This window comes from Alkalilimnicola ehrlichii MLHE-1 (assembly GCF_000014785.1).
Taxonomy (GTDB): domain Bacteria; phylum Pseudomonadota; class Gammaproteobacteria; order Nitrococcales; family Halorhodospiraceae; genus Alkalilimnicola; species Alkalilimnicola ehrlichii.
Map to the genome: position 1 here is coordinate 48,473 of NC_008340.1, position 22,865 is coordinate 71,337.

At 68.6% G+C, this 22,865-nt stretch carries 21 protein-coding genes and 1 pseudogene; 21 read left to right on the forward strand and 1 reads right to left on the reverse strand.

Annotated elements, in window-relative coordinates:
• Window positions 1–43 precede the first annotated feature (43 nt).
• A pseudogene (locus MLG_RS15610) lies at window positions 44–253 on the reverse strand (type VI secretion system Vgr family protein); the annotation flags it as partial.
• Window positions 254–606: 353 nt separating this feature from the next.
• Between MLG_RS15610 and tssB the strand changes: the two are divergent.
• The 21 genes from tssB to acuI all read left to right on the forward strand — a co-directional run bounded on the left by tssB (window position 607) and on the right by acuI (window position 22,780).
• The gene (gene tssB / locus MLG_RS00230) at window positions 607–1,116 is read left to right on the forward strand and encodes a type VI secretion system contractile sheath small subunit (RefSeq protein ID WP_011627798.1); all 510 of its coding nucleotides are present in this window, start codon (window positions 607–609) and stop codon (window positions 1,114–1,116) included.
• A 34-nt stretch (window positions 1,117–1,150) separates the two neighbouring features.
• Window positions 1,151–2,629, forward strand: a complete 1,479-nt coding sequence (gene tssC / locus MLG_RS00235; RefSeq protein ID WP_011627799.1) for a type VI secretion system contractile sheath large subunit — start codon at window positions 1,151–1,153, stop codon at window positions 2,627–2,629.
• A gap of 6 nt (window positions 2,630–2,635) precedes the next feature.
• Window positions 2,636–3,064: a type VI secretion system baseplate subunit TssE gene (tssE, locus tag MLG_RS00240; protein WP_011627800.1), complete on the forward strand. Its 429-nt coding sequence runs from the start codon at window positions 2,636–2,638 to the stop codon at window positions 3,062–3,064.
• A 13-nt stretch (window positions 3,065–3,077) separates the two neighbouring features.
• Window positions 3,078–4,847, forward strand: coding sequence for a type VI secretion system baseplate subunit TssF (tssF, locus tag MLG_RS00245; RefSeq protein ID WP_232209267.1), 1,770 nt, complete (start codon window positions 3,078–3,080; stop codon window positions 4,845–4,847).
• Complete coding sequence (tssG, locus tag MLG_RS00250) at window positions 4,811–5,830, forward strand: type VI secretion system baseplate subunit TssG (RefSeq protein ID WP_041718109.1); 1,020 nt, start codon at window positions 4,811–4,813, stop codon at window positions 5,828–5,830. Before tssF ends, tssG begins: the two co-directional genes overlap by 37 nt.
• 4 nt (window positions 5,831–5,834) lie before the next feature.
• Window positions 5,835–6,545 carry an FHA domain-containing protein gene (locus MLG_RS00255; RefSeq protein ID WP_011627803.1) on the forward strand — a complete coding sequence of 237 codons (711 nt, stop codon included), beginning with the start codon at window positions 5,835–5,837 and terminating at the stop codon, window positions 6,543–6,545.
• Window positions 6,542–7,114, forward strand: a complete 573-nt coding sequence (tssJ, locus tag MLG_RS00260; RefSeq protein WP_011627804.1) for a type VI secretion system lipoprotein TssJ — start codon at window positions 6,542–6,544, stop codon at window positions 7,112–7,114. The genes MLG_RS00255 and tssJ overlap by 4 nt, the downstream gene beginning before the upstream one ends.
• Window positions 7,114–8,451 (forward strand): type VI secretion system baseplate subunit TssK, encoded by a 1,338-nt coding sequence (tssK, locus tag MLG_RS00265; protein WP_011627805.1) that lies wholly within the window; start codon window positions 7,114–7,116, stop codon window positions 8,449–8,451. The genes tssJ and tssK overlap by 1 nt, the downstream gene beginning before the upstream one ends.
• A 2-nt stretch (window positions 8,452–8,453) precedes the next feature.
• Entirely contained in the window at window positions 8,454–9,269 is an 816-nt protein-coding gene (gene icmH, locus MLG_RS00270; protein ID WP_011627806.1) for a type IVB secretion system protein IcmH/DotU, read from the forward strand.
• A 17-nt stretch (window positions 9,270–9,286) separates the two neighbouring features.
• Window positions 9,287–10,843: a sigma-54 interaction domain-containing protein gene (locus MLG_RS00275; RefSeq protein ID WP_041717844.1), complete on the forward strand. Its 1,557-nt coding sequence runs from the start codon at window positions 9,287–9,289 to the stop codon at window positions 10,841–10,843.
• Window positions 10,840–11,487, forward strand: a complete 648-nt coding sequence (gene vasI, locus MLG_RS00280; protein WP_011627808.1) for a type VI secretion system-associated protein VasI — start codon at window positions 10,840–10,842, stop codon at window positions 11,485–11,487. Before MLG_RS00275 ends, vasI begins: the two co-directional genes overlap by 4 nt.
• The gene (gene tssA / locus MLG_RS00285) at window positions 11,481–12,917 is read left to right on the forward strand and encodes a type VI secretion system protein TssA (RefSeq protein ID WP_232209268.1); all 1,437 of its coding nucleotides are present in this window, start codon (window positions 11,481–11,483) and stop codon (window positions 12,915–12,917) included. The genes vasI and tssA overlap by 7 nt, the downstream gene beginning before the upstream one ends.
• Before the next feature lie 35 nt (window positions 12,918–12,952).
• The gene (gene tssM, locus MLG_RS00290; protein ID WP_011627810.1) at window positions 12,953–16,570 is read left to right on the forward strand and encodes a type VI secretion system membrane subunit TssM; all 3,618 of its coding nucleotides are present in this window, start codon (window positions 12,953–12,955) and stop codon (window positions 16,568–16,570) included.
• Between the two features lie 242 nt (window positions 16,571–16,812).
• Window positions 16,813–17,331, forward strand: a complete 519-nt coding sequence (locus MLG_RS00295; protein WP_011627811.1) for an Hcp family type VI secretion system effector — start codon at window positions 16,813–16,815, stop codon at window positions 17,329–17,331.
• Window positions 17,332–17,417: 86 nt separating this feature from the next.
• Entirely contained in the window at window positions 17,418–17,717 is a 300-nt protein-coding gene (locus MLG_RS00300; protein WP_011627812.1) for a type VI secretion system PAAR protein, read from the forward strand.
• A gap of 142 nt (window positions 17,718–17,859) precedes the next feature.
• A complete protein-coding gene (locus MLG_RS00305; RefSeq protein WP_011627813.1) occupies window positions 17,860–18,459 on the forward strand; it encodes a hypothetical protein in 600 nt (199 codons plus the stop codon).
• A gap of 84 nt (window positions 18,460–18,543) precedes the next feature.
• Complete coding sequence (gene dapF, locus MLG_RS00310) at window positions 18,544–19,383, forward strand: diaminopimelate epimerase (protein WP_011627814.1); 840 nt, start codon at window positions 18,544–18,546, stop codon at window positions 19,381–19,383.
• Between the two features lie 57 nt (window positions 19,384–19,440).
• Window positions 19,441–20,139, forward strand: coding sequence for a DUF484 family protein (locus MLG_RS00315; RefSeq protein ID WP_011627815.1), 699 nt, complete (start codon window positions 19,441–19,443; stop codon window positions 20,137–20,139).
• Window positions 20,140–20,145: 6 nt separating this feature from the next.
• The gene (gene xerC / locus MLG_RS00320; protein ID WP_011627816.1) at window positions 20,146–21,060 is read left to right on the forward strand and encodes a tyrosine recombinase XerC; all 915 of its coding nucleotides are present in this window, start codon (window positions 20,146–20,148) and stop codon (window positions 21,058–21,060) included.
• Between the two features lie 60 nt (window positions 21,061–21,120).
• Entirely contained in the window at window positions 21,121–21,753 is a 633-nt protein-coding gene (gene acuR / locus MLG_RS00325) for an acrylate utilization transcriptional regulator AcuR (protein WP_011627817.1), read from the forward strand.
• 46 nt (window positions 21,754–21,799) lie between these two features.
• The gene (gene acuI / locus MLG_RS00330) at window positions 21,800–22,780 is read left to right on the forward strand and encodes an acrylyl-CoA reductase (NADPH) (protein WP_011627818.1); all 981 of its coding nucleotides are present in this window, start codon (window positions 21,800–21,802) and stop codon (window positions 22,778–22,780) included.
• Window positions 22,781–22,865: the final 85 nt, after the last annotated feature.

The window sequence follows — 22,865 nt, forward strand, 5'->3', positions numbered from 1 at the left end:
GGCCGCGCTGGAACTCGGTGACGATGCCGTGGACCCGGCGGGTGACCGCACCCCCCTGATGGATCACCAGCGCCAGGCCCTGCTCAAGCCAGTCGTCGGGGGCGATATCGGGCGAGGGGTGGACCAGGTCCAGGGTCAGCGTGAAGGGCCGGGAGAGGTGCTCATCCAGCAAGAACCCGGTGACCCGGGGCAGGTCGGCCTCCGCCGCGCCGGGGCGCGAGAGGGCGAGGTACAGTCCGTTGTCCGTAGGCATGGCCAGTCCGTTGGCATGGGAATCCGATTCGGAGCAGCCTAAGAGGGGGCCCCGGACCTGTCAAGCAAACCACCGGGGCAGCGTGTGGGGGGGGCTTGCAAGCCGGAATCGGTCCGTGCTAATCCTAAAACGTAGCCAGGAAGGCTACCCGATCCAGTCAACGCGGTTTGCTGTGCTGCAGTGGGCCGCGCCGAATCAAGGAAGAGTAAGTCAGACAATGGATTGTCTCCCTATTCATGCCACCGGTATACCCGGTATCCCCGTTCAGCCGCACCCCATGAGGGTTGTGGATCGCCCTTGCGTGCGTGCTGTCCCCCGCTCCGTTCTGCGAGCCCACCACAGGGAGTGAAACGATGTCCGACCAAGGAACGGTCGCGCCCAGAGAGCGCATCAATATCCGTTATGTGCCCGCCACCGGAGACCAGGCGTCCGAGGCCGAGCTGCCACTGAAGCTGCTGGTGGTTGGCGACTTCAAGGGCGGTTCCGAGGAGACGCCGATCGAGGAGAGAACGGCGGTCTCCGTGGACAAGAACAACTTTCACTCCGTGCTCGCCGAGTCGGGCCTGGGCCTGGAGGCCTGCGTGCCCAACCGGCTGCAGGCCGGTGACGAGGTCAGCGATCTGCCCGTCCGCCTCTCCTTCAAGGCGCTGGATGACTTTGCCCCCGACCGGTTGGCACAGCAGGTGCCGGAACTCCGCAAGCTGGTGGCCCTGCGTGAGGCCCTCGTGGCCCTGAAAGGGCCGCTGGGCAATATCCCGGCGTTCCGCAGGCAGTTGCAGGACCTGCTGGAGAGCGAGTCGGTCCGGGAACGGTTGCTGGAGGAACTGAAGCGCGTCACGTCCCCTGAGGACGACACCGAGTGATCGGTGCCCGCAACGGAAGCGAGGAGTCACCCCAATGAACGAAATGGTAGCCGAGCACACCGCGTCAGCGGCATCGGACGGCCCCCTGCTGGACCAGATCATGGCCAAGACCCGCATGGCGCCCAGCGACGAGGGCTACGATATCGCCCGGCAGGGTGTTGCGGCCTTCATCAGCGAGCTGCTCAAGGGTGAGGGGGAGGAGACGCCGCAGGTCAATAAAGCGGTGGTCGACCGGATGATCGTCGAACTGGACCGCAAGATCGGGCAGCAGGTGGACGAGATCCTTCATCTGCCCGAATTCCAGCGCCTGGAGTCCGCCTGGCGTGGCCTCAAGCTGTTGGTCGATCGCACGGACTTCCGCGAGAATATCCGCCTGAACCTCCTCCATGCCAGCAAGGAGGAATTGCTGGAGGATTTCGAGTTCTCGCCGGAACTGCCCCAGAGCGGGTTGTACCAGCACGTCTACGCCTCCGGTTACGGTCAGTTCGGCGGCGACCCGGTGGCGGGGGTCATCGGGGTCTACGACTTCCAGCCCACCACCCCGGACATCAAGCTCCTCCAGTACAGCGCCGCCGTGGGGGCCACCGCCCACGCCCCCTTCATCTCGTCGGTGGCCCCGGAGTTCTTCGGTATCGAGCGTTACCAGGACCTGCCCAACATCAAGGACCTGGCCGCCACCCTTCAGGGGCCCAAATACGCCCGTTGGCGCAGCCTGCGTGAGAGCGAGGATGCCCGATACCTCGGCCTCACGGCCCCGCGCTTTCTGCTGCGCATGCCCTACGACCCGGTGGAGAACCCGGTAAAGACCTTCAACTACCGGGAGTCGGTCAGCGAGAGCCACGAGCACTACCTGTGGGGCAACACGGCCTATCTGTTCGCCGAGCGGCTTACCGACAGCTTCGCGCGTTACCGCTGGTGCCCGAACATCATTGGCCCGCAGAGCGGCGGTGCCGTGGAGCACCTGCCGGTGCATACCTTCGAGTCCATGGGCCAACTGCAGGCCAAGATCCCTACCGAGGTGCTGATCACCGACCGGCGGGAGTACGAACTGGCCGAGGAAGGGTTCATCGCCCTGACCATGCGCAAGGACAGCGACAACGCCGCCTTCTTCTCGGCCAACTCGGTGCAGCGGCCCCGGCGCTTTCCCAACACGGCGGAGGGCCGCGCGGCGGAGACCAACTTCAAGCTGGGCACGCAACTGCCCTATCTGTTCGTCGTCAATCGCCTCGCCCACTACATCAAGGTGCTGCAGCGCGAGCAGATCGGTGCCTGGAAGGAGCGCCAGGACCTGGAGCGGGAGCTGAACGACTGGATCCGGCAGTACGTGGCGGACCAGGAAAACCCGCCGGCGGAGGTGCGCAGCCGGCGCCCCCTGCGCGCCGCCTCCATCCAGGTCTCCGACCTGGAGGGCGATCCGGGCTGGTATCAGGTCTCGCTGGCCGTGCGTCCCCACTTCAAGTACATGGGGGCCAACTTCGAGCTCTCCCTTGTCGGTCGACTGGACAAGGAGTAACCGGCCATGGCGTTGTCCCGGTCCTATCCGAGGGGTCCCCGGCTTTTCGAGCGTCTGGGGGGGCTGCCGCTGGACCCCGGCCCGTCCGCCGCCGACGGTGGTGTCCTGATCGAATCGATCAAGGCGCACCTGGCGGACCTGCTCAACAGCCACCCGGGGCACTGCGCCTGCGCCCCCGGGCTGGGCCTGGTGGACTTCAACGACGCCACCCTGGGGGCGTTGGACCTGAGGTTAAGCATCCGGCGGGCTGTCCGCGACTGCATCGAGCGCTACGAGCCGCGTATCCGCCAGGTGTCGGTGGAAGTGATGGATCAGGGCAGCGAGCCGGCCGCGCTGCGGTTCAAGCTCCACGCGGTCCTCAACACCGATCGGGGAGACCAACGCACCACGCTGGACCTCATGCTCAGCGACCGTCATTACCGGTTCATCGACTGAAGGCGGATCGGAGATGACCATGCTGAACCGCTACTACCGGGACGAACTCAACTTCCTTCGCCAGGAGGGCAGGGCGTTCGCTCAGGCGTATCCGCACCTCAGCCGTTTCCTCTCGGAGCCGGGGGACGACCCGGACGTGGAGCGGTTGCTGGAGGGCTTCGCCTTCCTCACCGGACGCATGCGCGAGAAGGTGGAGGATGAGTTCCCGGAGCTCACCCACTCGCTCATTAGCATGCTCTGGCCCAACTATCTGCGTCCGGTCCCGAGCATGACCATTGTCCGTTTCGATCCCCGGTGGCATGCGTTGCGTGCCGGGCACCGGCTGCCGCGCGGCACCGCGCTGCGGAGCCAGCCGGTACAGGGTACCCCCTGCCGATTCCGGACCAGTCACGACGTCACCCTGTATCCGTTGGAGGTGGCCGGTGTTGACACCGCCCGTTCACGCAGCCGGTCCCAGGTGACGTTACGGCTTGCCGTGCACAGTGATCAGCCGCTCGCGGACCTGCCGGCCGATCCGCTGCGTTTCTATCTTGGCGGTGACGGCTATACGGCGCGCACGCTCTATCTCTGGCTGCAGCATTATCTGGAGGGCGTGGATCTGGAGGTGGCCGGCGAGCGTCGCAGCCTGCCGGCGGACGCTATCAGTCCGGTCGGCTTCGAGCGTGATCAGTCCCTGCTGCCCTACCCGCGCAATAGTTTTCAAGGGTATCGCATCCTCCAGGAATACCTCTGTGTCCCGGACGCATTCCGTTTCCTTGACTTGCAGCGCTTGTCTGCCGCCCTGCCCCACGAGGCGGCCGACGAGATCCGGCTGGTGTTCCGTTTCTCACGCACCCTGCCGAGGGATGCCCGCCTGTCGGTGGACCACTTCCAGCTCCATTGCACCCCGGCGGTCAACCTCTTCGAGCAGGACGCCGACCCGATTGACCTGACCGGCGAGCGTGCCGAGTACCCGATCCTGCCCAGTAGCCGTAACCCCGCCCACTACGAGGTCTATAGTGTCGATGCGGTGGAAGGGTGGCTCACCACGGGCAGCGGCCGGTTCCGCGGCGAGCCCCGCCGTTATGTGCCCTTCGAGAGCTTCCAGCACCAGCTCGAGCGCGACCGTGGAGGGGATGCGCGCTACTACCGGCTCCGCGTACGGGAGAGCGTGCGCGACGACGGCTTCGCCCACGATATCGCCTTCGTACGGGAGGACGAGGTCTACCGGTTGGCGCACCATGAGACCGTCTCCTTGCGCCTGACCTGCACCAACCGGCGGTTGCCCGAATCCCTGGGCGTGGGTGACATCACCGACTTTGCCGACGACAGCCCCGCCCTGGTCACGGCCCGCAACATCACCCGGCCCACCCCTGCCCTCAGGCCGCAACTGGACGGCGGCCTGCTGTGGACGCTGATCTCCAATCTCGCCCTGAACTATCTCTCGCTGTTGCATACCGACGCGCTCCGTTCGGTCCTGCGGGCCTACGATTTTCGCGCGTTGGTGGACCGTCAGGCCGAGCGCGCCTCGCAGCAACGCCTGGCGGGCATACGGGCCATCGACACCGTGCCGGTGGATCGTTTGCACCACGGCCTGCCGGTGCGCGGGATGCGCTCGGTGGTAACGTTGGACGAAGCCGCCTTCGGTGACGAGGGCGGGCTCTACCAGTTCGGCTGCGTGCTGGCGCGCTTTCTGGCGCTGTACGCCAGCATCAACGCCTTTCACGAGCTGCAGGTCGTCAATCTCAGAAACCAGGAGCGCTACACATGGAAGTGGCAGCCCGGTCAGCAACCGCTGATGTGAGCCCGGGGCATCTCGCCACCCGCGCCCGGCACTACGATTTCTATCAGCTGGTGGAACTGCTCTTCCAGCAATGGGGCTGGCAGCCGGAAGCGGGGAGCGGAAGCGGTCCCCAGGTGGAAGGGGTGCGCTTCCGGGCCTCCGCGTCGCTGGGTTTTCCCGGCACCGACGTGGTGGCGCTGCGGCCCTGCCCGCGGGAGGGCCATATCCTCGAGGTCAGTTTTCTCGGGCTGCACGGCGCCCAGTCCCCGCTCCCTGGTTACTACCTGGAGCACTTGGCGCACGCCAGTGCTCACGGTGAGGGGGCGGCCGTTGACCTGCTGAATTTCTTCCACCACCGGTTATTGACCCTGCTCCATTTCGCCTGGCGCAAGTATCGCCACTACGTGCGTTACCAAGACGGGGCGCGCGACGGCTTCTCGGCGGCGTTGTTCGCCTTGAGCGGGCTGGCGGACAAGGACCTGCGGGCGGAAAGCCCGATCAACTGGAGCAAGCTGCTGGCGTACGCCGGCCTGGTGGCGGGGCGGTCACGCTCGCCCGAGGTGGTGGGCGGCATCCTCGCTCATTGCTTCGACCTGGAGGAGGTGGCGATCGTGCCCTGGCAGGCGCGGTGGGTGGCGGTGCCCGACGACCAGCGCAGCCGGTGCGGCACGGCCTGTATGAGCCTGAACCGCGATCTCACCATTGGCGACCGGGTGGTGGACATCAACGGCAAGTTCCTGATCCGCATTGGCCGGTTGTCCCGTCGCCGGATGGCGGATTTTCTCCCGGATGGGCGGGATTTCGCTCCGCTAAAGGCCGTGGTCGATTTCCTGTTGCGCGAGCCCCTGGCCTACGACCTGGAGTTGGAGCTGATGAGCGACCAGGTCCGGCCGATGCGTCTCTCCGCGCGGGACCCCGAGCGACTGGGCTGGACGACCTTTCTTGATCCACGAACCGATGCCATGCGCCGCCAGCGGCGCGTGCGCCTGCAGATAAGGGGGTAACAACGTGTCCCTGCAAGCACCCACGGTGACCTTGGTGGTCATCAATCCCGAGATCATGGACGGCCGGGCCGCTGGCGCCCACGTCTTCGACACCCGGGGGGGCTGCCTGGGCAGCGACCCCGCCCTCAGTGACTGGTGCCTGCCGGATGCCGGGGGCCGTGTCCATGGGGTGCACGCTGCCCTGCGCTACGAGCAGGGGCGGTTCATCCTGGATGATGAATCCGGTGACACCCGCATCAATGGTGTCAGCCGGCCCCTGGGCCGCGGGCAGCGGGTGCTGCTCTCGGAGGGGGATGTGCTGGCGGTGGGCAACTACCGGCTTCGGGTGCTGTTCGGGGGCGCCGGCGACGCGTGCCCCGCGGCCGATCTGGCCGCCCTTGCCGGAGAACCAGAGGCGGTCATGACCAGCGAACGTCCGCCTTTGATGGCGGAGCGGGCGGACGCGGGGAGCGACCCCCTGGCGGCCCTGGGGGCCCCTTCGGTCGCCACCCACACGGTGGCCGACCCGCTGCGCGCCCTGGATGCCGCCACGACCTTCCCGCAGGAAGAGCGGCCCCTTTACGGGCCGGAGGTGCCGGCCGGCGATCAACACGCCATGATGATGCCGTCCCGGCCCAGATACGGGCAGGATCGGCCCCGTTGCCCCCAGGCGGCCGAGGCGGCCATTGAGGCCGGGTTGCAGGCCGCGCGGCGCGAGCAGGAGGAGGGGGTATGACCATCAGTGGGTGTGCCCGTCCTGGCCGGCGCGGGTCGGTCCGGCTGTTGGCCCTGCTGGCCTGCCTGGTCATGGCGCCGGGGCTGTCCGGGTGCGCAGCGCCGTTGGAAGCGGCCGGAAAGGTGGGCCGGGTGCTTTGGGACCCGTCGATCCCGGTGGGCGAGCCGGAGGACCGGCCGTCCACAGCGAGCCTGAGCCTGGTGGCCGATGGGGACGTGAACCCCAACCTGGTGGACGAGGGGACCCCCCTCATGTTCCGGGTCCTGCAGCTTCGGGATGACTCCATGCTAATGGCTGCCGACTATGGCCAGATGAAGGATGATCTGGAGGAGGCCCTGGGCACCAATTACCTGTCCCACGATGACTTCACCCTGCTGCCCGGCCAATTCAAGGTCTTCCAGCTGAAGGCACTGGAGGAGGATGCGCGCTACCTCGGCCTGGTGGCCTATTACGCCGAGCCGGATCGGGCGCAATGGAAGAAGGTGCTGCGCGTGGAGTCGCGCGGCCAGGACTACCACGTACTGGTGCATCTGCGCCGGCACGAAGCCGAACTCAAGGACGAGAGCTGATGGTCTGCCGTAACCGAGTCGTTTGGCGTGAAGGGGCGTTCATCAAACCGCACCACTTCCAGCAACAACAGCGCAGCCTCGAGGGGCTGCTGGACCTGCGGCTGCAGGCGGTCAGCGGCTACAGCCACGGCTTCCTGCAACTGGAACTGAACAGCGAATTCCTGGGCTTCGGCCGGATTGCGCTCACCCGGGCCCGCGGCATCATGCCGGACGGCACCGCCTTCGACCTGCCGGGCGATGACCTGGAGCCACCACCACTGGCCGTGGACGAGGCCGGCATGGCCAACCAGCGGGTCTACCTGGGGCTGCCCCTGGCCGGTGATGGCGTGGCCGAGGTCAGCGACGAGGACGCCATCAGGGATGATGGCCGCTACCGCCTGCATCGCCGGGAGATCTGGGATCTTCACACCAGTCCTGGAGATGTCGCTGAACTGGCGGTGGCCCGCGCCGCCCCGCGCCTGCTGTTGGAGCACGATGACCGCAGCGGTTATGCCTGCCTGGCAGTGGCGCGGATACTGGAGCGGCGCCCGGATGGTTCACTGGTACTCGATCCCGACTTTATCCCCACCACCCTGACCACCCGGGTGGCGCCCGGCCTGCAGCGGTTCATTGGTGAGGTGGCCGGGTTGATGCAGGCGCGAGCGCGTCGGATCGCACAGCGGCTGGCCGCTCCGCAGCAGGCCGGGGTGGCTGATGTCTCCGACTTCATGCTGCTGCAATTGCTGAACCGCCTGCAGCCCCGGTTCCAGCACCTGCAACAGCACCGGCGGCTGCACCCGGAGGCCCTCTACAGCCACATGCTGGAGGCCTGCAGCGAACTGGCGACCTTCACCGACGAGTCGCGGTTGCCCCGGCGCTATCCTCCCTACGACCACGATGCCCCCGATACCGCCTTCCGTGCGCTCATGCAGGGGCTCCGTCAGGCTCTCTCCACCGTGCTGGAGGCCCGAGCGGTGGCCATTCCCCTGGAGGCCCGCCGTCACGGGCTCATGCTCGCGCCGCTAAGCGATTCGACGCTGCTGGACGAGGCCGAGTTCGTGGTCGCCGTGCGCGCGGACATGGCGGTGGAGACGCTGCGCCGACAGTTCATCCAGCAGACGAAGATCGCCGGTATCGAACGCATCCGCGACCTGGTCAGTCTGCAACTGCCCGGCATTCCGCTCGTTCCGCTGCCGGTCGCGCCGCGCCAGCTCCCCTATCACGCGAGTCATATCTACTTCCAGCTCGACCGTCGCAGCGAGGCCTGGGGCCTGCTGACCGGTGCGAGCGGTTTCGCCTTCCACCTGGGTGGTGACTTCCCAGGGCTGGATCTCCAGTTCTGGGCAATAAGGAGTTGATCATGTCGATGACAGCGCCCATTGCGGGCCCGGAGACCGTGCCAGCGGAGGCACCCGAACCCGCGGGCGGTCGGGGTACGCTCGTACCCGAGGAGCCGCACACCGCCTTCCGCCTGCGTGGCCACAGCCCGAATCCGCTGGTGGACGCGGCCAGCCCGCTGCTGGGCCTGGTCATCCGAGTCCGCGAGCTGGAGGTGCTGGACGATGTGGCCGCGCTCTACCGGCAAGTGGTGGAGGACATCGGTGCCATCGAGCTCGAGCTCACCGAGCAGGGTCTCGACCGCCCCACGCTGCTGGCCTATCGCTACGTCTTGTGCACCTTCGTCGACGAGGCGGTGATGGGGACCGAGTGGGGCCAGCAGAGCGATTGGTCCCGGCACTCGTTGCTGGCCCGGTTTCACAACGAGACCTGGGGCGGCGAGAAGGTCTTCGCCATCCTGGCCCGGCTGCAACAGGAGCCCCAGCGCTACGAGCCACTGCTCACCTTCATCTACATCTGCTTCAGCCTGGGTTTCCAGGGGCGCTACCGCATCCGCCCCGACCGACGCGAGGAGTACGAGCGGATCGTCCGTTCATTGGGGGAGCAACTCTCTAGCCTGCAGCCGTCCGGCGACGAGAACCTGACCGAACCCGAGCGCCATATCGCGCCCGCCGGCTGGCGATCCGGCGAGGGGGTGCCGGCCTGGTTGATCCCGGCCTTGTCCGTCCTGGTCGCAGTCGGCCTGTACCTGGCCATATCCTGGTCCTTGGACCAACAGGCCGCCGAGGTCCACGCCTTCCTGCACCAGGTCTTCGCGGACATGGGTGACGCATCGTGAGTGCAGCGGGCCGGAGCGTGACAGACGGGGATCACGGGCAGGCCCTCGGCGCGCTCGCAGGGCTTGACGCCGCCCTACCGCTGGTGGAGAGCGAGGCCCCCGCGCAGCTCCGCCGGCGCGCGTGCCGATTGCTTGCCCGCGCCCGGGGCCTGCCGCAGGTAGACTGCCTGGCGCTGGATACCGATGGCCGGAGGCTGTCTGCAGGTGCCGGCAATGCGGCGTATCGGTGCGACGACTTCCGCCATCCCTACGCCCACGTGATCCGCAGTGGGGCCCCCCTGCAGGCGTGCATCGGCACCCTGCGCGCCCGAATGGATCATCCCGACTTTCAGGCCGGGATGGCCGGCCTGAAAGGGGACTGGGAACTCCTCTGCCGCCCCTTGTGCGACCCGGATGCCCCGCGCGGCTGGCTGGGGGTCTGGGCGCTGGTCGGTCCGCGGGAGGTGGTGGCTGCCCTGGACGGCGATCCCGGCTTCATGGCCCTGGAAGGGCTCCTCTGCCGGTTGTGGTGCCGGTTGCTGACAGCGGCGAAGGCGCACCGCCAGGGCCAGGATCTGCGCCACTCCCTGCAACGGTTGGGGCGGGACACGCGAGCGCATGCGCTGTCCGGCGCCTTGAGCCGCGAATTGATTGGCAGCTCTCCGGCCATGTCCCGGTTGCGCGATCAGGTGATCCGCGCGGCCGGCACACGCCTGGCCGTCCTCCTGCAGGGCGAGACCGGGACCGGCAAGGAGCGTGTCGCCCGCGCGATTCACCGCCACTCGGCACAGGGCGATGGGCCCTTCGTGGCGATCAACTGTGCGGCGATCCCGGAGACGCTGCTGGAGTCCGAGCTCTTCGGCCACGTGCGCGGCGCCCACTCCAGCGCCACCCGGGATCGCACCGGTCTGCTGGCCGCGGCCGACGGCGGCACCCTGTTCCTGGACGAGATCGGCGATATGCCGCCAGCCTTGCAGGCCAAGCTGCTCCGGGTGCTGGAGAGTGGGTGGTACCGGCCGCTGGGTGGCGGACGCGAGCGGCGTGCCGACCTCCGGCTGGTGTCCGCCACCCACCAACCCTTGACGGCCCGCATCCGTGAAGGCCGGTTTCGTGCCGATCTCTATTACCGACTGAACCAGTTTCCGCTTCGTCTGCCCGCGCTGCGGGAACGCCGGGCGGACATCCCCGAACTGGCGGATCATTTCGCGGCCGCCTACGCCGCCAGAGAGGGGCGCCCCCGGGCCAGCCTGAGTCCGACGGCGCTGACACACCTGGCGGCCCGGGACTTTCCCGGGAACCTGCGGGAACTGCGCAACCAGGTGGAGTATGGCTGTGCCATGGCCCCGGCCGGTCAGCCCATCGGGCCGGCGGACCTGCCGCTGAGCGAGACCCGGGAACGGACGCCGGTGGAGGGCCTGCCGGGCCCGGCGTTCAATCTCCGGGAGGTGGTGCGTGACTACGAGGCCCGCCTCATCCGCGAAAAACTGCGCCAGTTCAACGGCAACCGGGCCAAGACGGCGGTCAGCCTGGGGCTCCCGAAGAGGACGCTGGCCCACAAGTGCCGGAAGCTGCAACTGGATGAGGACCCGGCATGAGCCGCCCCCGTCTCCTGCCCCTGCTTGTGCTCCTGCCGTTGCTGGCGATGCCTGCGGCCCAGGGCGCCGATGGGGAAAGCGGCCCCCCGGCCCACCGCTGCGCCGCCATCGAGAGCCGGGCCGAGCGACTGGCCTGCTACGACGCCCTCTTCCCCCCTGACGCCGTAGCGGCCGGGGCGAAGGCCTTGGCCGCGCCCCCGCTGTGGCAGGCCGCGGCACGCCAGGAGCGACGCCGGGCGGCGGACGACCGGGGGCTGGCGGTCGATACGACGGAGGGTGAGGGTGTATTGCTCACGGCCCCGGCCCTGGGCACCGCCCCGCCACGGCCCACGCTGGTCCTTGCCTGCCACAACGCCATCACCCACTTCGAGCTCCACCTGCCCGAGGCCGGTGGCCGGGGGCGGGTGGAACTCACCCTGGCCCGGGGTGAGACCCGGCTGCGGCAGACCTGGCAGATGCGGGCAGACGGGCATGTGCTCAGCGGCGGGCGTGGCCTGCCGGCCATAGCGACCCTGCGTCAGCTGCTGCCCGGCGGCACCCTGACCCTCCGCAGCGACGATGCGCCCGCGCTGGACGGACTGCGTTTCCAGCTGGGTGACCTTCGGGAAGCCCTGAAACCGCTGAGGAACCAATGCCAATGGTAGCGCTGCCCCACCGGATCAACCGAGAGCCGGACCTGGCCCTGGTGCTGGCGCCCCTGTCAGCGGACCGGGTCGCCGGTCAGCCGGTGGCGGAGGACCCGGATTACGCCTGGCTGGACGAGGAGCTGATAAAGGTCGGCTCCCTGCAGCACGGCGGGATCGACTGGGCGGGCGCCGAGCGCCGGGCGATCCGGTTGCTGAGCGGGCTTGGCAAGGACCTCCGGGTGCTTGCGCACCTGCTCCATTGCCTGCAGCGGGAGGGCGACGCCACGCGTTTCGAACTGGCGCTGCTGCTGTTGCAGCGTTGTCTTGGCACCTGGTGGTCCGAGGCCCACCCGGCGCCCGGGGACCGGGGGAGTCGTTGGCGTACCCGCCTGTTCAGCACCATCGTCCGGCGGGCGGCCGCCCTGGCGGAGGGACTGGAGGGCGCTGCCGCGCCGACCCTCCGTCGGTGTCGGCATGCTGTCGATGGGCTGCGATCGGCAACGCAGGATGCCGGCCTGTCTCCGCACCCCCTGGCTGAACTGGACCAGGCGCTGGTCCGCGTCACTCCGGCGCCTCGCACAGCCCCGCCGGCGGACGACCCGGGACAAGGCGAGCAGGCGCCCCGGCATCAGCCGCCCGCCCCGGAAAAGCCGTCGGCCGGCGCGCGCATTCCGGAACTGCGGCCGGGCAACGAGCGAGCCAACCGCGAGGCCCTGCAGCGCGTGGCCGATCACCTGAACGACCAGAGCCCGGACCACCCGCTGGGTTACCGGTTGCGCCGCTATGCGCTCTGGCGGTCCATCGACACGCTGCCCCCGGCCCGGGATGGTCAGCGCACCGAGCTGGCGCCTATGGCCGCGGACCTCGCGGCCCGCTACCGCGAGGCCGTTCAGGGCCGTGGGGATCACGCCCTTTGGGCCCGCCTGGAACAGAGTCTGGCGGTCAGTCCCTTCTGGCTGGAGGGCCATCGCCTGAGCGCCGAGATGGCGCGGCAGCTGGGCCATGAGCCCTGCGCCAGGGCCATCCGGGAGGAGACGGCCCATTTCATCGCCTGCCTTCCCGGTCTGGTGGACCTCCGGTTCAGTGACGGCAGCCCCTTCGCTGACGAGGCCACCCGGTGCTGGCTGGCAGAAGAGGCCGCCGCCGGGATTGCACAGAACGGGGCCGGTGAACCCTGGGACCGGGCCCTGGCCGAAGCCCGGGAAAGCCTGGCGGAGGACGGACTGGCCGCGGCATTGGAACGGCTGGATCGCGGCCTCGCGGCGGCCGGGTCCCCGAGGGCATCCGCCTACTGGCGCCTGGCCAGTGCCGATCTGTTGCACCACGCGGGCCTACAGGCCCTGGCGCACCAGCAGTACCAGGCCGTGCACAGTGTCGTACGGGGGCTGGCACTGGAGCGGTGGGAACCGCACCTGGTCAAGCGCCTGGAGGCCATCGGTCCCCGGTGAGCACACCTCGAAAACCAATGCAGGAAGCAGAACGAATGTCGGACAAGGCAAGGAATCGCGTGGCAGGACGCCTGCGCGGCACCATGGGCAGCGTAACGGGAGGGCGGGTCAGCCGCTATTCGGGGTGGGTGGGCGCGCTCCGTCGCGGGTGGCCCTGGGTCGTGGGGCTGCTGGGGATAGCATTGCTGGCGGTGGTCTGGATCTGGGGGCCGGCCTGGCAGATCGGTGGCGCCCGGCCCCTGGCCCCCTGGCCGAACCGGCTGCTGGTCATTCTCTGCGCGGTGCTGGTCGTGCTGGTGATTATTGGGCTCCGCCTCAGGGCCCGCCTGCGCGATGCCGAACCCCCCCGCGACGAGGCTGAGATCCCCGACCCGGTGGCCCAGGCAACCGCCGGGCAGGAGCAGGGCCTGAATCATTGCTTGGACCAGTTGCGGCGCCAGCGCGGGCGCCACGCCCTGCAGGCATTGCCCTGGTACCTCGTGCTGGGTCCGGAGGGCAGCGGCAAGACCAGTCTGGTGCAGCGCTCGGGCCAGCGCTTTTCACTCACCCGGAGCCTCCACCCGCAGGGCGGTGAGGCCTCGGATAGCGGGCTGCGCTGCTGGGCCAGTGACCGGGCCGTCACGCTGGAGCCCGGCGCCGCCTGGCTGTTGCAAGGGGGGTGGGACAGAGACGGTGCGGATGCCCTGAGCGCCTCCCTCTGGCAGCACCTGGTCGGCTGGCTGCAGCGGCGTCGCCCCCGACGGCCGCTCGACGGCGTGCTCCTGGTGCTGGACCTGTCCCGGCTCACCAGCGCCGGCGCCCGGGACGACTGGGGCGATGCCCTGCGCGAACGCCTGCAGGAGCTGACCACGACCTATCAGAGCCGGCTTCCGGTCTACGTGGTCTTCAGCCAGATGGATCGGTTGTACGGCTTTGACGCCTTCTTCCGGCACGCTGTCGGTGATGCCCGCTGCGAGCCATGGGGCTTCTCCTTCAGCGCCGGCAGCCTGGCCGACCCGGACGCCTGGGAGGAGGAGTTCACCGGCGCCTACCGACGCATGCTCGGCCGCATCGAACGGCAACTGGTCGCATGGCTGGCCGCGTGTCGTGATCAGGGCGAACGGGAGGCCCTTTTCCGCTTCTCCCGACAGCTGGCCGGTCTCGAGCCCCTCCTGAGCGAAACCCTGCAACGGGTGCTCGGCAGCCGGCGTTATGCCGTTGAACCGCTGGTGCGCGGGGTGTACTTCGCCTCGCTCGGCCAGCAGGGGGTGCCCATCGATGCCTTTGCCGACGCGGCCACCGCCCGCTATCGCCTGCCCGACCTGGTGCACCGTGCCCGCCGCAATGGCCAGCAGTCGCTGGCCTGGTTCTCGGAGCGGTTGCTGCAGCGGGTGGTCTTCCCCGAGGCCGGCCTTGCCGGGGACAGCCTCCGCTTCGTCCGCCGCCGGCGTTGGCTGCGCGGTGCCGGCCTGGTGTTCTCCCTGGCAGGGCTGAGCGGATTGGTCATCGGCTGGGGGCACTACTATCAGCACAATCTCGTGGCCCTGCAGGCCGTGGAGGCGAGGGCGGAGGCCCTGGCGGACCTGCGACCGGCGCAGGAGCACCTCGACGACCCCAGCGGCCAGCACCTGGTGCCGGCGCTGGATGAGCTCCGCGAGGTCGCCGGCGTCTTTGACGGACCCCGCGGGGCGTGGGCAGGCCTGGCGGATATGGGGCTCTACCAGGGGCACAGGGTCGGTGATGCCATGGACCAGGCGTACCTGGACGCGCTCCGCTACCGGTTCCTGCCGGCCCTGATGCTCGGCATTGCCGACGAGATGAACACGCTGGCACCGGGGAGCGAGGAGCAGCTCGTCCGGCTCCGCGTCCTGCGCATGCTCGCCGATGCCCGCGGACGGGAACCGGATCGGGTGCGGGACTATATGGCCGATCGCTGGCAGGCGCTGTTGCCCAACCGGGGGCGGCTGCAGGGCCGGCTGCTGGAGCACCTGGACCATGCCCTCGTCCATACCGACCTGGCGGGCCGGCAGGCGCACGATCCCCGCGCGGCGGCCGCGCTGGCGCCGGTGGCCGGCAGCATCCGGAAGGCCCAGCAGGCGTTCTCCCGCAGTCCGGTGGATGAGCGGGTCTATACCCTCCTGAAGCGCCGCGGGCAGGACCGAGCCGGTGGCGGCGTAAGGCTGGACCGCAGCGTTGGGTCGGGTTGGGGCACGGTCTTCCGCGCCGATGACGATGATCCGGACGGGGTGACCGTATCGCCGCTGCTGACCCGTGACGGCTTTGAGCAGGTCTTTCTCGGAGAGTTGGACGGCGCCACGGTCCTCGCCCTGAACGACCTCTGGGTGCTGGGCGAGCGGGACGACCCGCAGTTCAGCGAGCGCGACGAGCAGCGCTTGCGGGAGGCCCTGCGTGAGCAGTATGTGGCCGACTTCCACGCCGGTTGGCGCCGAGCCCTGGGTAACATCCATCTCACCGATCTGGAGAGTATTCCCCACGCCGTGATCGTCATCGACGCGCTGCTGGGGGGCGGCCGTCCGCTGGAACGCCTGCTGGCCGAGATCGAGCGCCACACCCGACTCTACCCCGAACTCCCGGTGGATGACGACGTGGCCCGGGACCGGCTCAGGGGCTCGTCGCGCTACCGGCTGGCCGGGAAGCTGGCCGCGCCCTTCCAACCCCTCCACGCCCTGCATCGGAAGGGGGAGGAGGCGGACGGCGATCTGGCCGCCGTCCGGGCCGCACTGGGGGCATTGCGAGACCATCTGCGGGCGGTGGAGCAGTCCAGCGAGCCGGGGCGCATCGCCTACCGTCACGCCCGCAACCGGCTACTGCAGGACAGCGGGGATCCGGTGGACCGGGTGGAGCGGCTGGCCGAAGAGTTGCCTGCCCCGTTGGATGGATTCATGGCGGGTATCGCCGAGCAGAGCTGGCGGCTGATCAGTGGTGAGGCCATCCGGTACCTGGAGCAGCAGTGGCTGGACGAGGTGATTGCCCCGTTTGAGGCGGATCTGGCCGGCCGTTACCCGCTGGAACCGAACGCCCGGCGGGAGGTGGCGCTGGAGGACTTCGAGCGCTTCTTTGCGGCGGGCGGCACCCTGGACAGCTTCTTCATGGACAAACTGCAGCCCTTCCTCGACGAGGCCCCGGAACTGCTGGAGGGGCCCGACGGGCGTTCGCTGCTCAATCCCCGGTTGCGGACGGCGCTGGAGCGGGCGGAGCGGATCCGGGAGGCCTACTTTGGCCGGGACGGGCTGCTGGATGTCGGTTTCACCCTGGCCCCGGTGAGCCTCAGCGGTGACAAGCGGCGTAGCGTGCTCAACGTGGACGGGCAGATTCTGGAGTATCGCCACGGCGCCCCCCAGCGGGTCGCCATGCTCTGGCCCAACAGCCTGCGTCAGACCAATGAAAGCGGGATCACGCTGGTACCCGACCGCGTCAACCGTTCGCCGCGCAGCGAACGCCACCAGGGGGCCTGGGCCTGGTTCCGCCTGCTCGACGAAGCCCGTGTGGTGGCGGTGGGCGAGCGGGAGCTGCGGCTCAGCTTCCAGGTGGATGGCGGGGAGATGAGCTACCGCCTGACCGCGGACCGGACCCGCAATCCGTTCACCCGGCCGCTGACCCGGGGGTACACGGTGCCTGCCACCCTGTACCGCAACGGGGTCGGCGGACGCTGATGGTCCGTGCCGGATGGCGATGCGGGCCGGCGGACCGGGCCAGATATTGCAAGCCGGCCAGGTTTGGCCCGGGTTCATGGCAATGATTGGCCCGGTCAGCCGGCAGGCCGCTGGGGCAATTCCGCAGGTGGTTGTTTGGCAACCATTCGTCCCGATTGTCGTGCCTGGCATGACAACTGCAATAGCTGGCTGTCCCTGCGGGGATCGAACCCATTAACCCCATCACAGAAGGAAGGGAATCCATGCCAACACCTTGCTATGTCAGCATCCAGGGCCAGACCCAGGGCAACATCACTGCCGGTGCCTTCACCCCCGACTCCGTGGGCAATATCTACGTCGAGGGCCATGAGGACGAGATGCTCGTTCAGGAGGTCAAGCACGTGGTCACCGTGCCCACGGACCCCCAGTCGGGTCAGCCCTCGGGCCAGCGGGCGCACAAACCGCTGATCCTCACGGTGGCGCTCAATAAGTCGGTGCCGCTGCTCTACAATGCCCTGGCCGCCGGCGAGATGCTGCCCGAGGTGGTACTGCGCTGGTATCGCACCTCCACCGACGGCAAGCAGGAGCATTTCTTCACCACCACCCTCACCGATGCCACCATCGTGGACATCGACCTCACCATGCCCCACGCCCAGGACACCGCCAAGGCCGAGTTCACCCAGCTCATGGACGTCAGCCTGGCCTACCGCAAGATCGACTGGGAGCACACCGTCGCCGGCACCTCCGGTGCCGACGACTGGCGCTCTCCGGTGGAGTCCTGACCGGACGCGGGGCGCTATCGGCGCCCCGTTCCATTCCCAACAGGACGTACCCGTGACCAGGGACACGCTTACAGGGAGGTTTTGCCATGAGCCGCCAAGTCATGCTGGTCGGCGACAAGGACACCGGCCACGGCAGTTGCCCACCGACCGCGATCACCTCCGGCAGCCCCACCGTGCAGATCAATGGCCGAGCGGTCGCACGCCAGGGCGACCCGCTGGCCCCCCACCGCAAACCCAAAGGCTCGACCCACGGGCGCCACATCGCCAGTGGCGAGCCCACCTGCCTGGTGGACGGCAGACCCATCGCCCTGACCGGCCACCCCGTCAACTGCGGCGGAAGCCTGGTGGCCGGGGCTGGGCAGGGGGTGACCGTGGGTTCCGTGTGATCGGTTTTGCGGGCTTTCAGCTGCCTACACCGGCAAGGCCTTTGCACCTTGAGCTGACAAGCGGGTATTTCTTCTCCGATGGGACGGGCACCGCGGCGCCCGCCACGCTAAGTATTGGCTTTGATATTGGGGTGACACCCGTTTGAAGAGATTGTTTCTCCTCCTGCTTCTGGTCTCTTGGGGCGCATGTGCCGGAGACCCGGATACGCCTGAGGCGAATCCCGAGACGTATGTCGCGCAGGCGACCGCGATCCTCGTCGAGGGCAGGGGGAGCGAAGCGGCTCGCACCCGTGCTCTGGACGTTTATGATGTTGCAGTCTCGCGTTTCCCGGATGATGCACGGCTGTTGTTGAGCAGGGCGCAGTTGCTGGCCAAACAACAACGATATGAAGCTGCCCGGGAGGACATGGATCGGGCACATACCGCAGATTCATTGCCTGTCGAGGCAAAGCTGTTTCGCTGCATGCTCCACGAGCGATTGGCGGAAGCCCGACCAGAGGCTGTTCTTCCCTGTTATCGCGAGGTCCTGCATTTGTACGAACAGCGCCTCCGGGAGACGCCGGCTGCGCCCGATGCAAACCACGTATTGAGTGCACTACTGGCGGAGTCTGATGATGCCGAGATATTACTTCAGCGCTTCACGGAAGAGGCCGACCCGATCCAGCAGGACCTGTTCGGTGAGGGTTTTGAACTCCGTGCATTCGATCGCACCGAGTGGATAAACCGGCTCTTTCCCGAGTGACAAGTCGACAGACCCTGGTTTGACGCCACCCCGCTGCAGGCTGAGGGGGTTCCCGCCGCCGCGCCTCTGCGCTTTAATGGGGGTATGAAAGTCCGTTTCACCAAGATGCAGGGGCTGGGCAACGACTTCGTGGTCATCGACGCTGTGCGCCAGCCCGTCGAGCCCAGCCCGGAGCAGATCCGCCACATCGCCGACCGCCGTTACGGCGTCGGCTGCGACCAGGTCCTGCTGGCGACACCGGCGCGGCGCAGCCAGGCCGATTTTGGCTATCTCATCTTCAACCCGGACGGCAGCCAGGCCGAGCATTGCGGCAACGGGGTGCGCTGCCTGGCCCGCTTTCTCGATGATCGCGGCCTGGTGCCCGCCGGCCGCCACGAGTTGGTGATCGAGACGATCAACGGCCTCTCCCGGGTGCGTCTGTGCGACGACGGTCCGGTCACCGTGGACATGGGGGCGCCGGTGCTGGAGCCACCCCACATCCCCTTCCGGGCGCCCAGCCGGGCGCGGGAGTACGAGCTGGAGGTGGAGGGCCAGGTGGTGCGCCTGGGTGCGGTCTCCATGGGCAATCCCCACGCCGTGCTGCGGGTGGATGACGTGGACAGTGCGCCGGTGGAGACCTTGGGCCCGGCCATCGAATCCCATTCCCGCTTTCCGCGCCGGGTCAATGTCGGCTTCATGCAGGTGCTCACCCCGACCCACATCCGCCTGCGGGTCTACGAACGGGGCGCCGGTGAGACCCTGGCCTGCGGCACCGGCGCCTGCGCCGCGGTCGTCTCCGGGCGGCTGCGCGGCTGGTTGGAGGAGGCGGTGGACGTGGACCTGCCCGGCGGACGCCTCGTGATACACTGGGCCGGCGACGGTGAACACGTCTGGATGACCGGCCCGGCGGAGACGGTATTCGAGGGGGAGATCCGTCTCGATTGACGATCGGGGCCGCGGGACTCTTGCGCCGGCAGCGCGCCGGCTTTGGGGCATCAATCTATGCAGCAGACCAATCCTGAACCGCAGCTCACCGACGAGGACGTGGCCGCCTGGCTGGAGGCCGATCCGCAGTTCCTGTTGCGCCATCCCGGCGTCATGCGCCGGCTGGAGCTGCGCCACGATTGCGCGCCGGCGGTCTCGCTGATCGAGCGCCAGGTGCAGCTCCTGCGCCACGACAATGAGCGGCTGCGCGCGGAGCTGAAAGACCTGCTGGCGGTGGCCCGCTACAACGACCGGATCGGTGCCCGTCTGCACCAGCTCACCCTGGAGCTCATGCGCGCTGACGCCCTCGGTGCGGTGGTGGAGGCCTTGCGGGCCGGGTTGCGCGAGGGCTTCCAGGCCGATGCGGTGGCGCTGCTGCTGCTCGGCGAGCCGGAACAGGCCGGGGCCCTGCCGGTGCCCTGCCTGCCGGAGGACGACGATCGGCTCGCCTGTCTCAACAGCTTCATCATGGATCGCCGTCCGCGCTGCGGTCGGATGCAGCCGGAGCAGCTCGAACGGCTGTTCGGTACCAGCGCTGCCCGAATCAACTCGGCGGCCATCGTGCCGTTGATCGCCGAGCGGGGGGTGCAGGGCCTGCTCGGGATCGGCAGCCACCTGGCCGACCGCTTCCACGAGGGCCAGGGTACGGTCTACCTTGGCCAGTTGGGCAGCCTGGCCGGCGAGGCGCTGGCGGCGCACCGCCGCCGCGACGCCTGATCCGCCATGGCGACGCTGGATGACGACATCCGGCACTTCCTGCACCATCTCCGCTACGAGCGTGGGCTCTCTCCGCATACCCTCCAGGCCTATCAGCGCGACCTGACCCGGTTCCACCACTGGTGTGCGGAGAATGGACTGGCGGACCGGGACGCGGTCAGCGCCCACGATATCCGCCGCTTCGCCGCCGCCCGCCACCGTCAGGGGCTGGCCCCCGGCTCGGTGCAACGCACCCTCTCCAGCCTGCGCAGCCTGTTCCGTTACCTGGTCCGCGAGGGCCGCCTTACCGGCAATCCGGCGGAAGGGGTCGCTGCCCCCCGGCGCCCGCGCCGGCTGCCCGGGGTGTTGAGCCCCGACGAGGCCGCCCGGCTGTTGGAGGGTTCGCCGGAGGACGATCCGCTGGCCCTGCGCGACCGGGCGCTGTACGAGCTGATCTACTCCTCCGGGTTGCGTCTGGCTGAGGCAGTGGGCCTGGACCTGGGCCGGCTGGACCTCACCGAGGGCCTGGTGGAGGTGGTGGGCAAGGGCGCCAAGACCCGGCGGGTGCCCGTGGGCGGTAAGGCGCGTGAGGCCCTGCAGGCCTGGCTGGCGGTGCGTCCGGCGCTGGCCGGGGCGGATGAACCGGCGGTGTTCGTGAGCCAGCGCGGCGGGCGTCTCTCCGCGCGCAGCGTGCAGGCGCGGCTTGCCCGGCTGGCCACGCTCAGTGGGGTCGGCCGGCCGGTACACCCGCACATGCTGCGCCACTCCTTTGCCAGCCACCTGCTGGAGTCCAGTGGTGACCTGCGCGCCGTGCAGGAGCTGCTGGGACACGCCGATATCGCCACCACCCAGGTCTATACCCACCTCGATTTCCAGCACCTGGCCAGGGTCTACGACCAGGCCCATCCGCGGGCGCGCAAAGGGGGCGGCGGTAAGCGCTGACCCTGGAGCTGCAGCGGCCCCCGTGTTGACGGGAGTAGACGATCGGTCTAAATTGCCAGCATGACCTCAGTCACTGACAAGCCGCGCCGCGGCCGGCCCCCCAAGGTGCCGCGCCCCGAGGGTGACACCCGGGCCGCGCTGATCCGGAGCGGTACCGAGGTGCTCACCGAGCAGGGCTTCTCCGGCGCGGGCATTGACAGCATCCTCAGGCGTGTGGGGGTGCCCAAAGGCTCCTTCTACTATTATTTCGACAGCAAGGAGGCCTTCGGCCACGCCATCCTGGCGCATTACGGGGCCTATTTCGCGCACAAGCTGGACTGCCACCTGGGTAACACCACGCTGGCGCCGCTACGGCGGATTGAGGCCTTCGTTGCCGACGCCCGGGCGGGCATGGCGCGCCACGGCTATCGCCGTGGCTGCCTGGTGGGCAACTTGGGGCAGGAGGTGGGCCGGCTGCCGGAAAGCTATCGCGACCGGCTGCAGAGCATCCTGGCTGACTGGCAGCAGCGACTGGCCCGCTGTCTGGAAGAGGCCCGGGCGTCAGGCGAGCTGGCTCCGGCCGCCGACTGCCAGCGGCTGGCCGAGGCCTTCTGGATCGGCTGGGAGGGTGCGGTGATGCGGGCCAGACTGGAGGCCGATGCGCGGCCGCTGGATGTCTTTATCACCACCTATATGGAGGGCCTGCCCCGCTGAGCTTTTTTCTCCATTACTAGACGAGCAGTCTAAATAGAGGTGAACCATGTTCAAGGCGATTCTGATCGAGAAGGGTGACGACGGGCAGCGGGTGGGGATCCAGACCCTGGACGAGGCCCAGCTGCCTGAGGGCGATGTCACCGTGAAGGTCGAGTGCAGCACGCTCAACTATAAGGACGGCCTGGCGATCACGGGCAAGGGGCCCGTGGTCAAGACCTTTCCCATGGTGCCGGGCATCGACTTTGCCGGCACGGTGGAGTCCTCGAGCTCGGATAATTACAAGCCGGGGGATGCGGTCCTGCTCAACGGCTGGGGCGTTGGTGAAAAGCACTGGGGCGGGCTGGCCGAAAAGGCCCGGGTGGACAGCCGCTGGCTGATCCCACTGCCCAAGGCCTTCAACGCCCGGCAGGCCATGGCCATCGGCACCGCCGGCTATACCGCCATGCTCTCGGTGATGGCGTTGGAGCGCGAGGGCGTCACCCCGGATCAGGGCGAGGTGCTGGTGACCGGGGCCAGTGGCGGTGTGGGCAGCTACGCCATCGCGTTGCTGGCCCGGCTGGGTTACCACGTGGTGGCCTCCACCGGGCGGGCGCAGGAGGCGGACTACCTCCAAGGCCTGGGCGCCCGGGAGGTGATCGACCGCAAGACCCTGTCAGAGCCCGGCAAGCCGCTGGCCAAGGAACGCTGGGCGGGCGCCATCGACTCGGTGGGCAGCCACACCCTGGCCAACGTGCTGGCGGCCACCAAGTACGACGGCACCGTCGCCGCCTGCGGCCTGGCCCAGGGCATGGACCTGCCCGGCACGGTGGCGCCCTTCATCCTGCGCGATGTCACCCTGGCGGGCGTCGACAGTGTGATGAAGCCCACGGAGGCGCGGATCGAGGCCTGGCGCCGGCTCGGTGAGCTGATGGTGCCCGAGCAGATTGACGCCATCACCGAGACCATCGGCCTGGAAGCGGCCATCGACAAGGCCGGCGACCTGCTGGCGGGCAAGGTTCGCGGGCGGCTGGTGGTCGAGGTGGGGTAACCGCGCCACCGCCTGCCCAATCCACAACCCGGACCGTTCAGGCCCATACGGGGTTCGCCCGTATGGGCAAGGTCCACCCCGCCTT

What these genes read in the sequence shown, in the direction of transcription:
- tssB (WP_011627798.1), top strand. Translation starts at nt 607, where the DNA reads ATGTCCGACCAAGGAACGGTCGCGCCCAGAGAGCGCATCAATATCCGT.
- tssC (WP_011627799.1), top strand. Translation starts at nt 1,151, where the DNA reads ATGAACGAAATGGTAGCCGAGCACACCGCGTCAGCGGCATCGGACGGC.
- tssE (WP_011627800.1), top strand. Translation starts at nt 2,636, where the DNA reads ATGGCGTTGTCCCGGTCCTATCCGAGGGGTCCCCGGCTTTTCGAGCGT.
- tssF (WP_232209267.1), top strand. Translation starts at nt 3,078, where the DNA reads ATGACCATGCTGAACCGCTACTACCGGGACGAACTCAACTTCCTTCGC.
- tssG (WP_041718109.1), top strand. Translation starts at nt 4,811, where the DNA reads ATGGAAGTGGCAGCCCGGTCAGCAACCGCTGATGTGAGCCCGGGGCAT.
- tssJ (WP_011627804.1), top strand. Translation starts at nt 6,542, where the DNA reads ATGACCATCAGTGGGTGTGCCCGTCCTGGCCGGCGCGGGTCGGTCCGG.
- tssK (WP_011627805.1), top strand. Translation starts at nt 7,114, where the DNA reads ATGGTCTGCCGTAACCGAGTCGTTTGGCGTGAAGGGGCGTTCATCAAA.
- icmH (WP_011627806.1), top strand. Translation starts at nt 8,454, where the DNA reads ATGTCGATGACAGCGCCCATTGCGGGCCCGGAGACCGTGCCAGCGGAG.
- vasI (WP_011627808.1), top strand. Translation starts at nt 10,840, where the DNA reads ATGAGCCGCCCCCGTCTCCTGCCCCTGCTTGTGCTCCTGCCGTTGCTG.
- tssA (WP_232209268.1), top strand. Translation starts at nt 11,481, where the DNA reads ATGGTAGCGCTGCCCCACCGGATCAACCGAGAGCCGGACCTGGCCCTG.
- tssM (WP_011627810.1), top strand. Translation starts at nt 12,953, where the DNA reads ATGTCGGACAAGGCAAGGAATCGCGTGGCAGGACGCCTGCGCGGCACC.
- MLG_RS00295 (WP_011627811.1), top strand. Translation starts at nt 16,813, where the DNA reads ATGCCAACACCTTGCTATGTCAGCATCCAGGGCCAGACCCAGGGCAAC.
- MLG_RS00300 (WP_011627812.1), top strand. Translation starts at nt 17,418, where the DNA reads ATGAGCCGCCAAGTCATGCTGGTCGGCGACAAGGACACCGGCCACGGC.
- dapF (WP_011627814.1), top strand. Translation starts at nt 18,544, where the DNA reads ATGAAAGTCCGTTTCACCAAGATGCAGGGGCTGGGCAACGACTTCGTG.
- MLG_RS00315 (WP_011627815.1), top strand. Translation starts at nt 19,441, where the DNA reads ATGCAGCAGACCAATCCTGAACCGCAGCTCACCGACGAGGACGTGGCC.
- xerC (WP_011627816.1), top strand. Translation starts at nt 20,146, where the DNA reads ATGGCGACGCTGGATGACGACATCCGGCACTTCCTGCACCATCTCCGC.
- acuR (WP_011627817.1), top strand. Translation starts at nt 21,121, where the DNA reads ATGACCTCAGTCACTGACAAGCCGCGCCGCGGCCGGCCCCCCAAGGTG.
- acuI (WP_011627818.1), top strand. Translation starts at nt 21,800, where the DNA reads ATGTTCAAGGCGATTCTGATCGAGAAGGGTGACGACGGGCAGCGGGTG.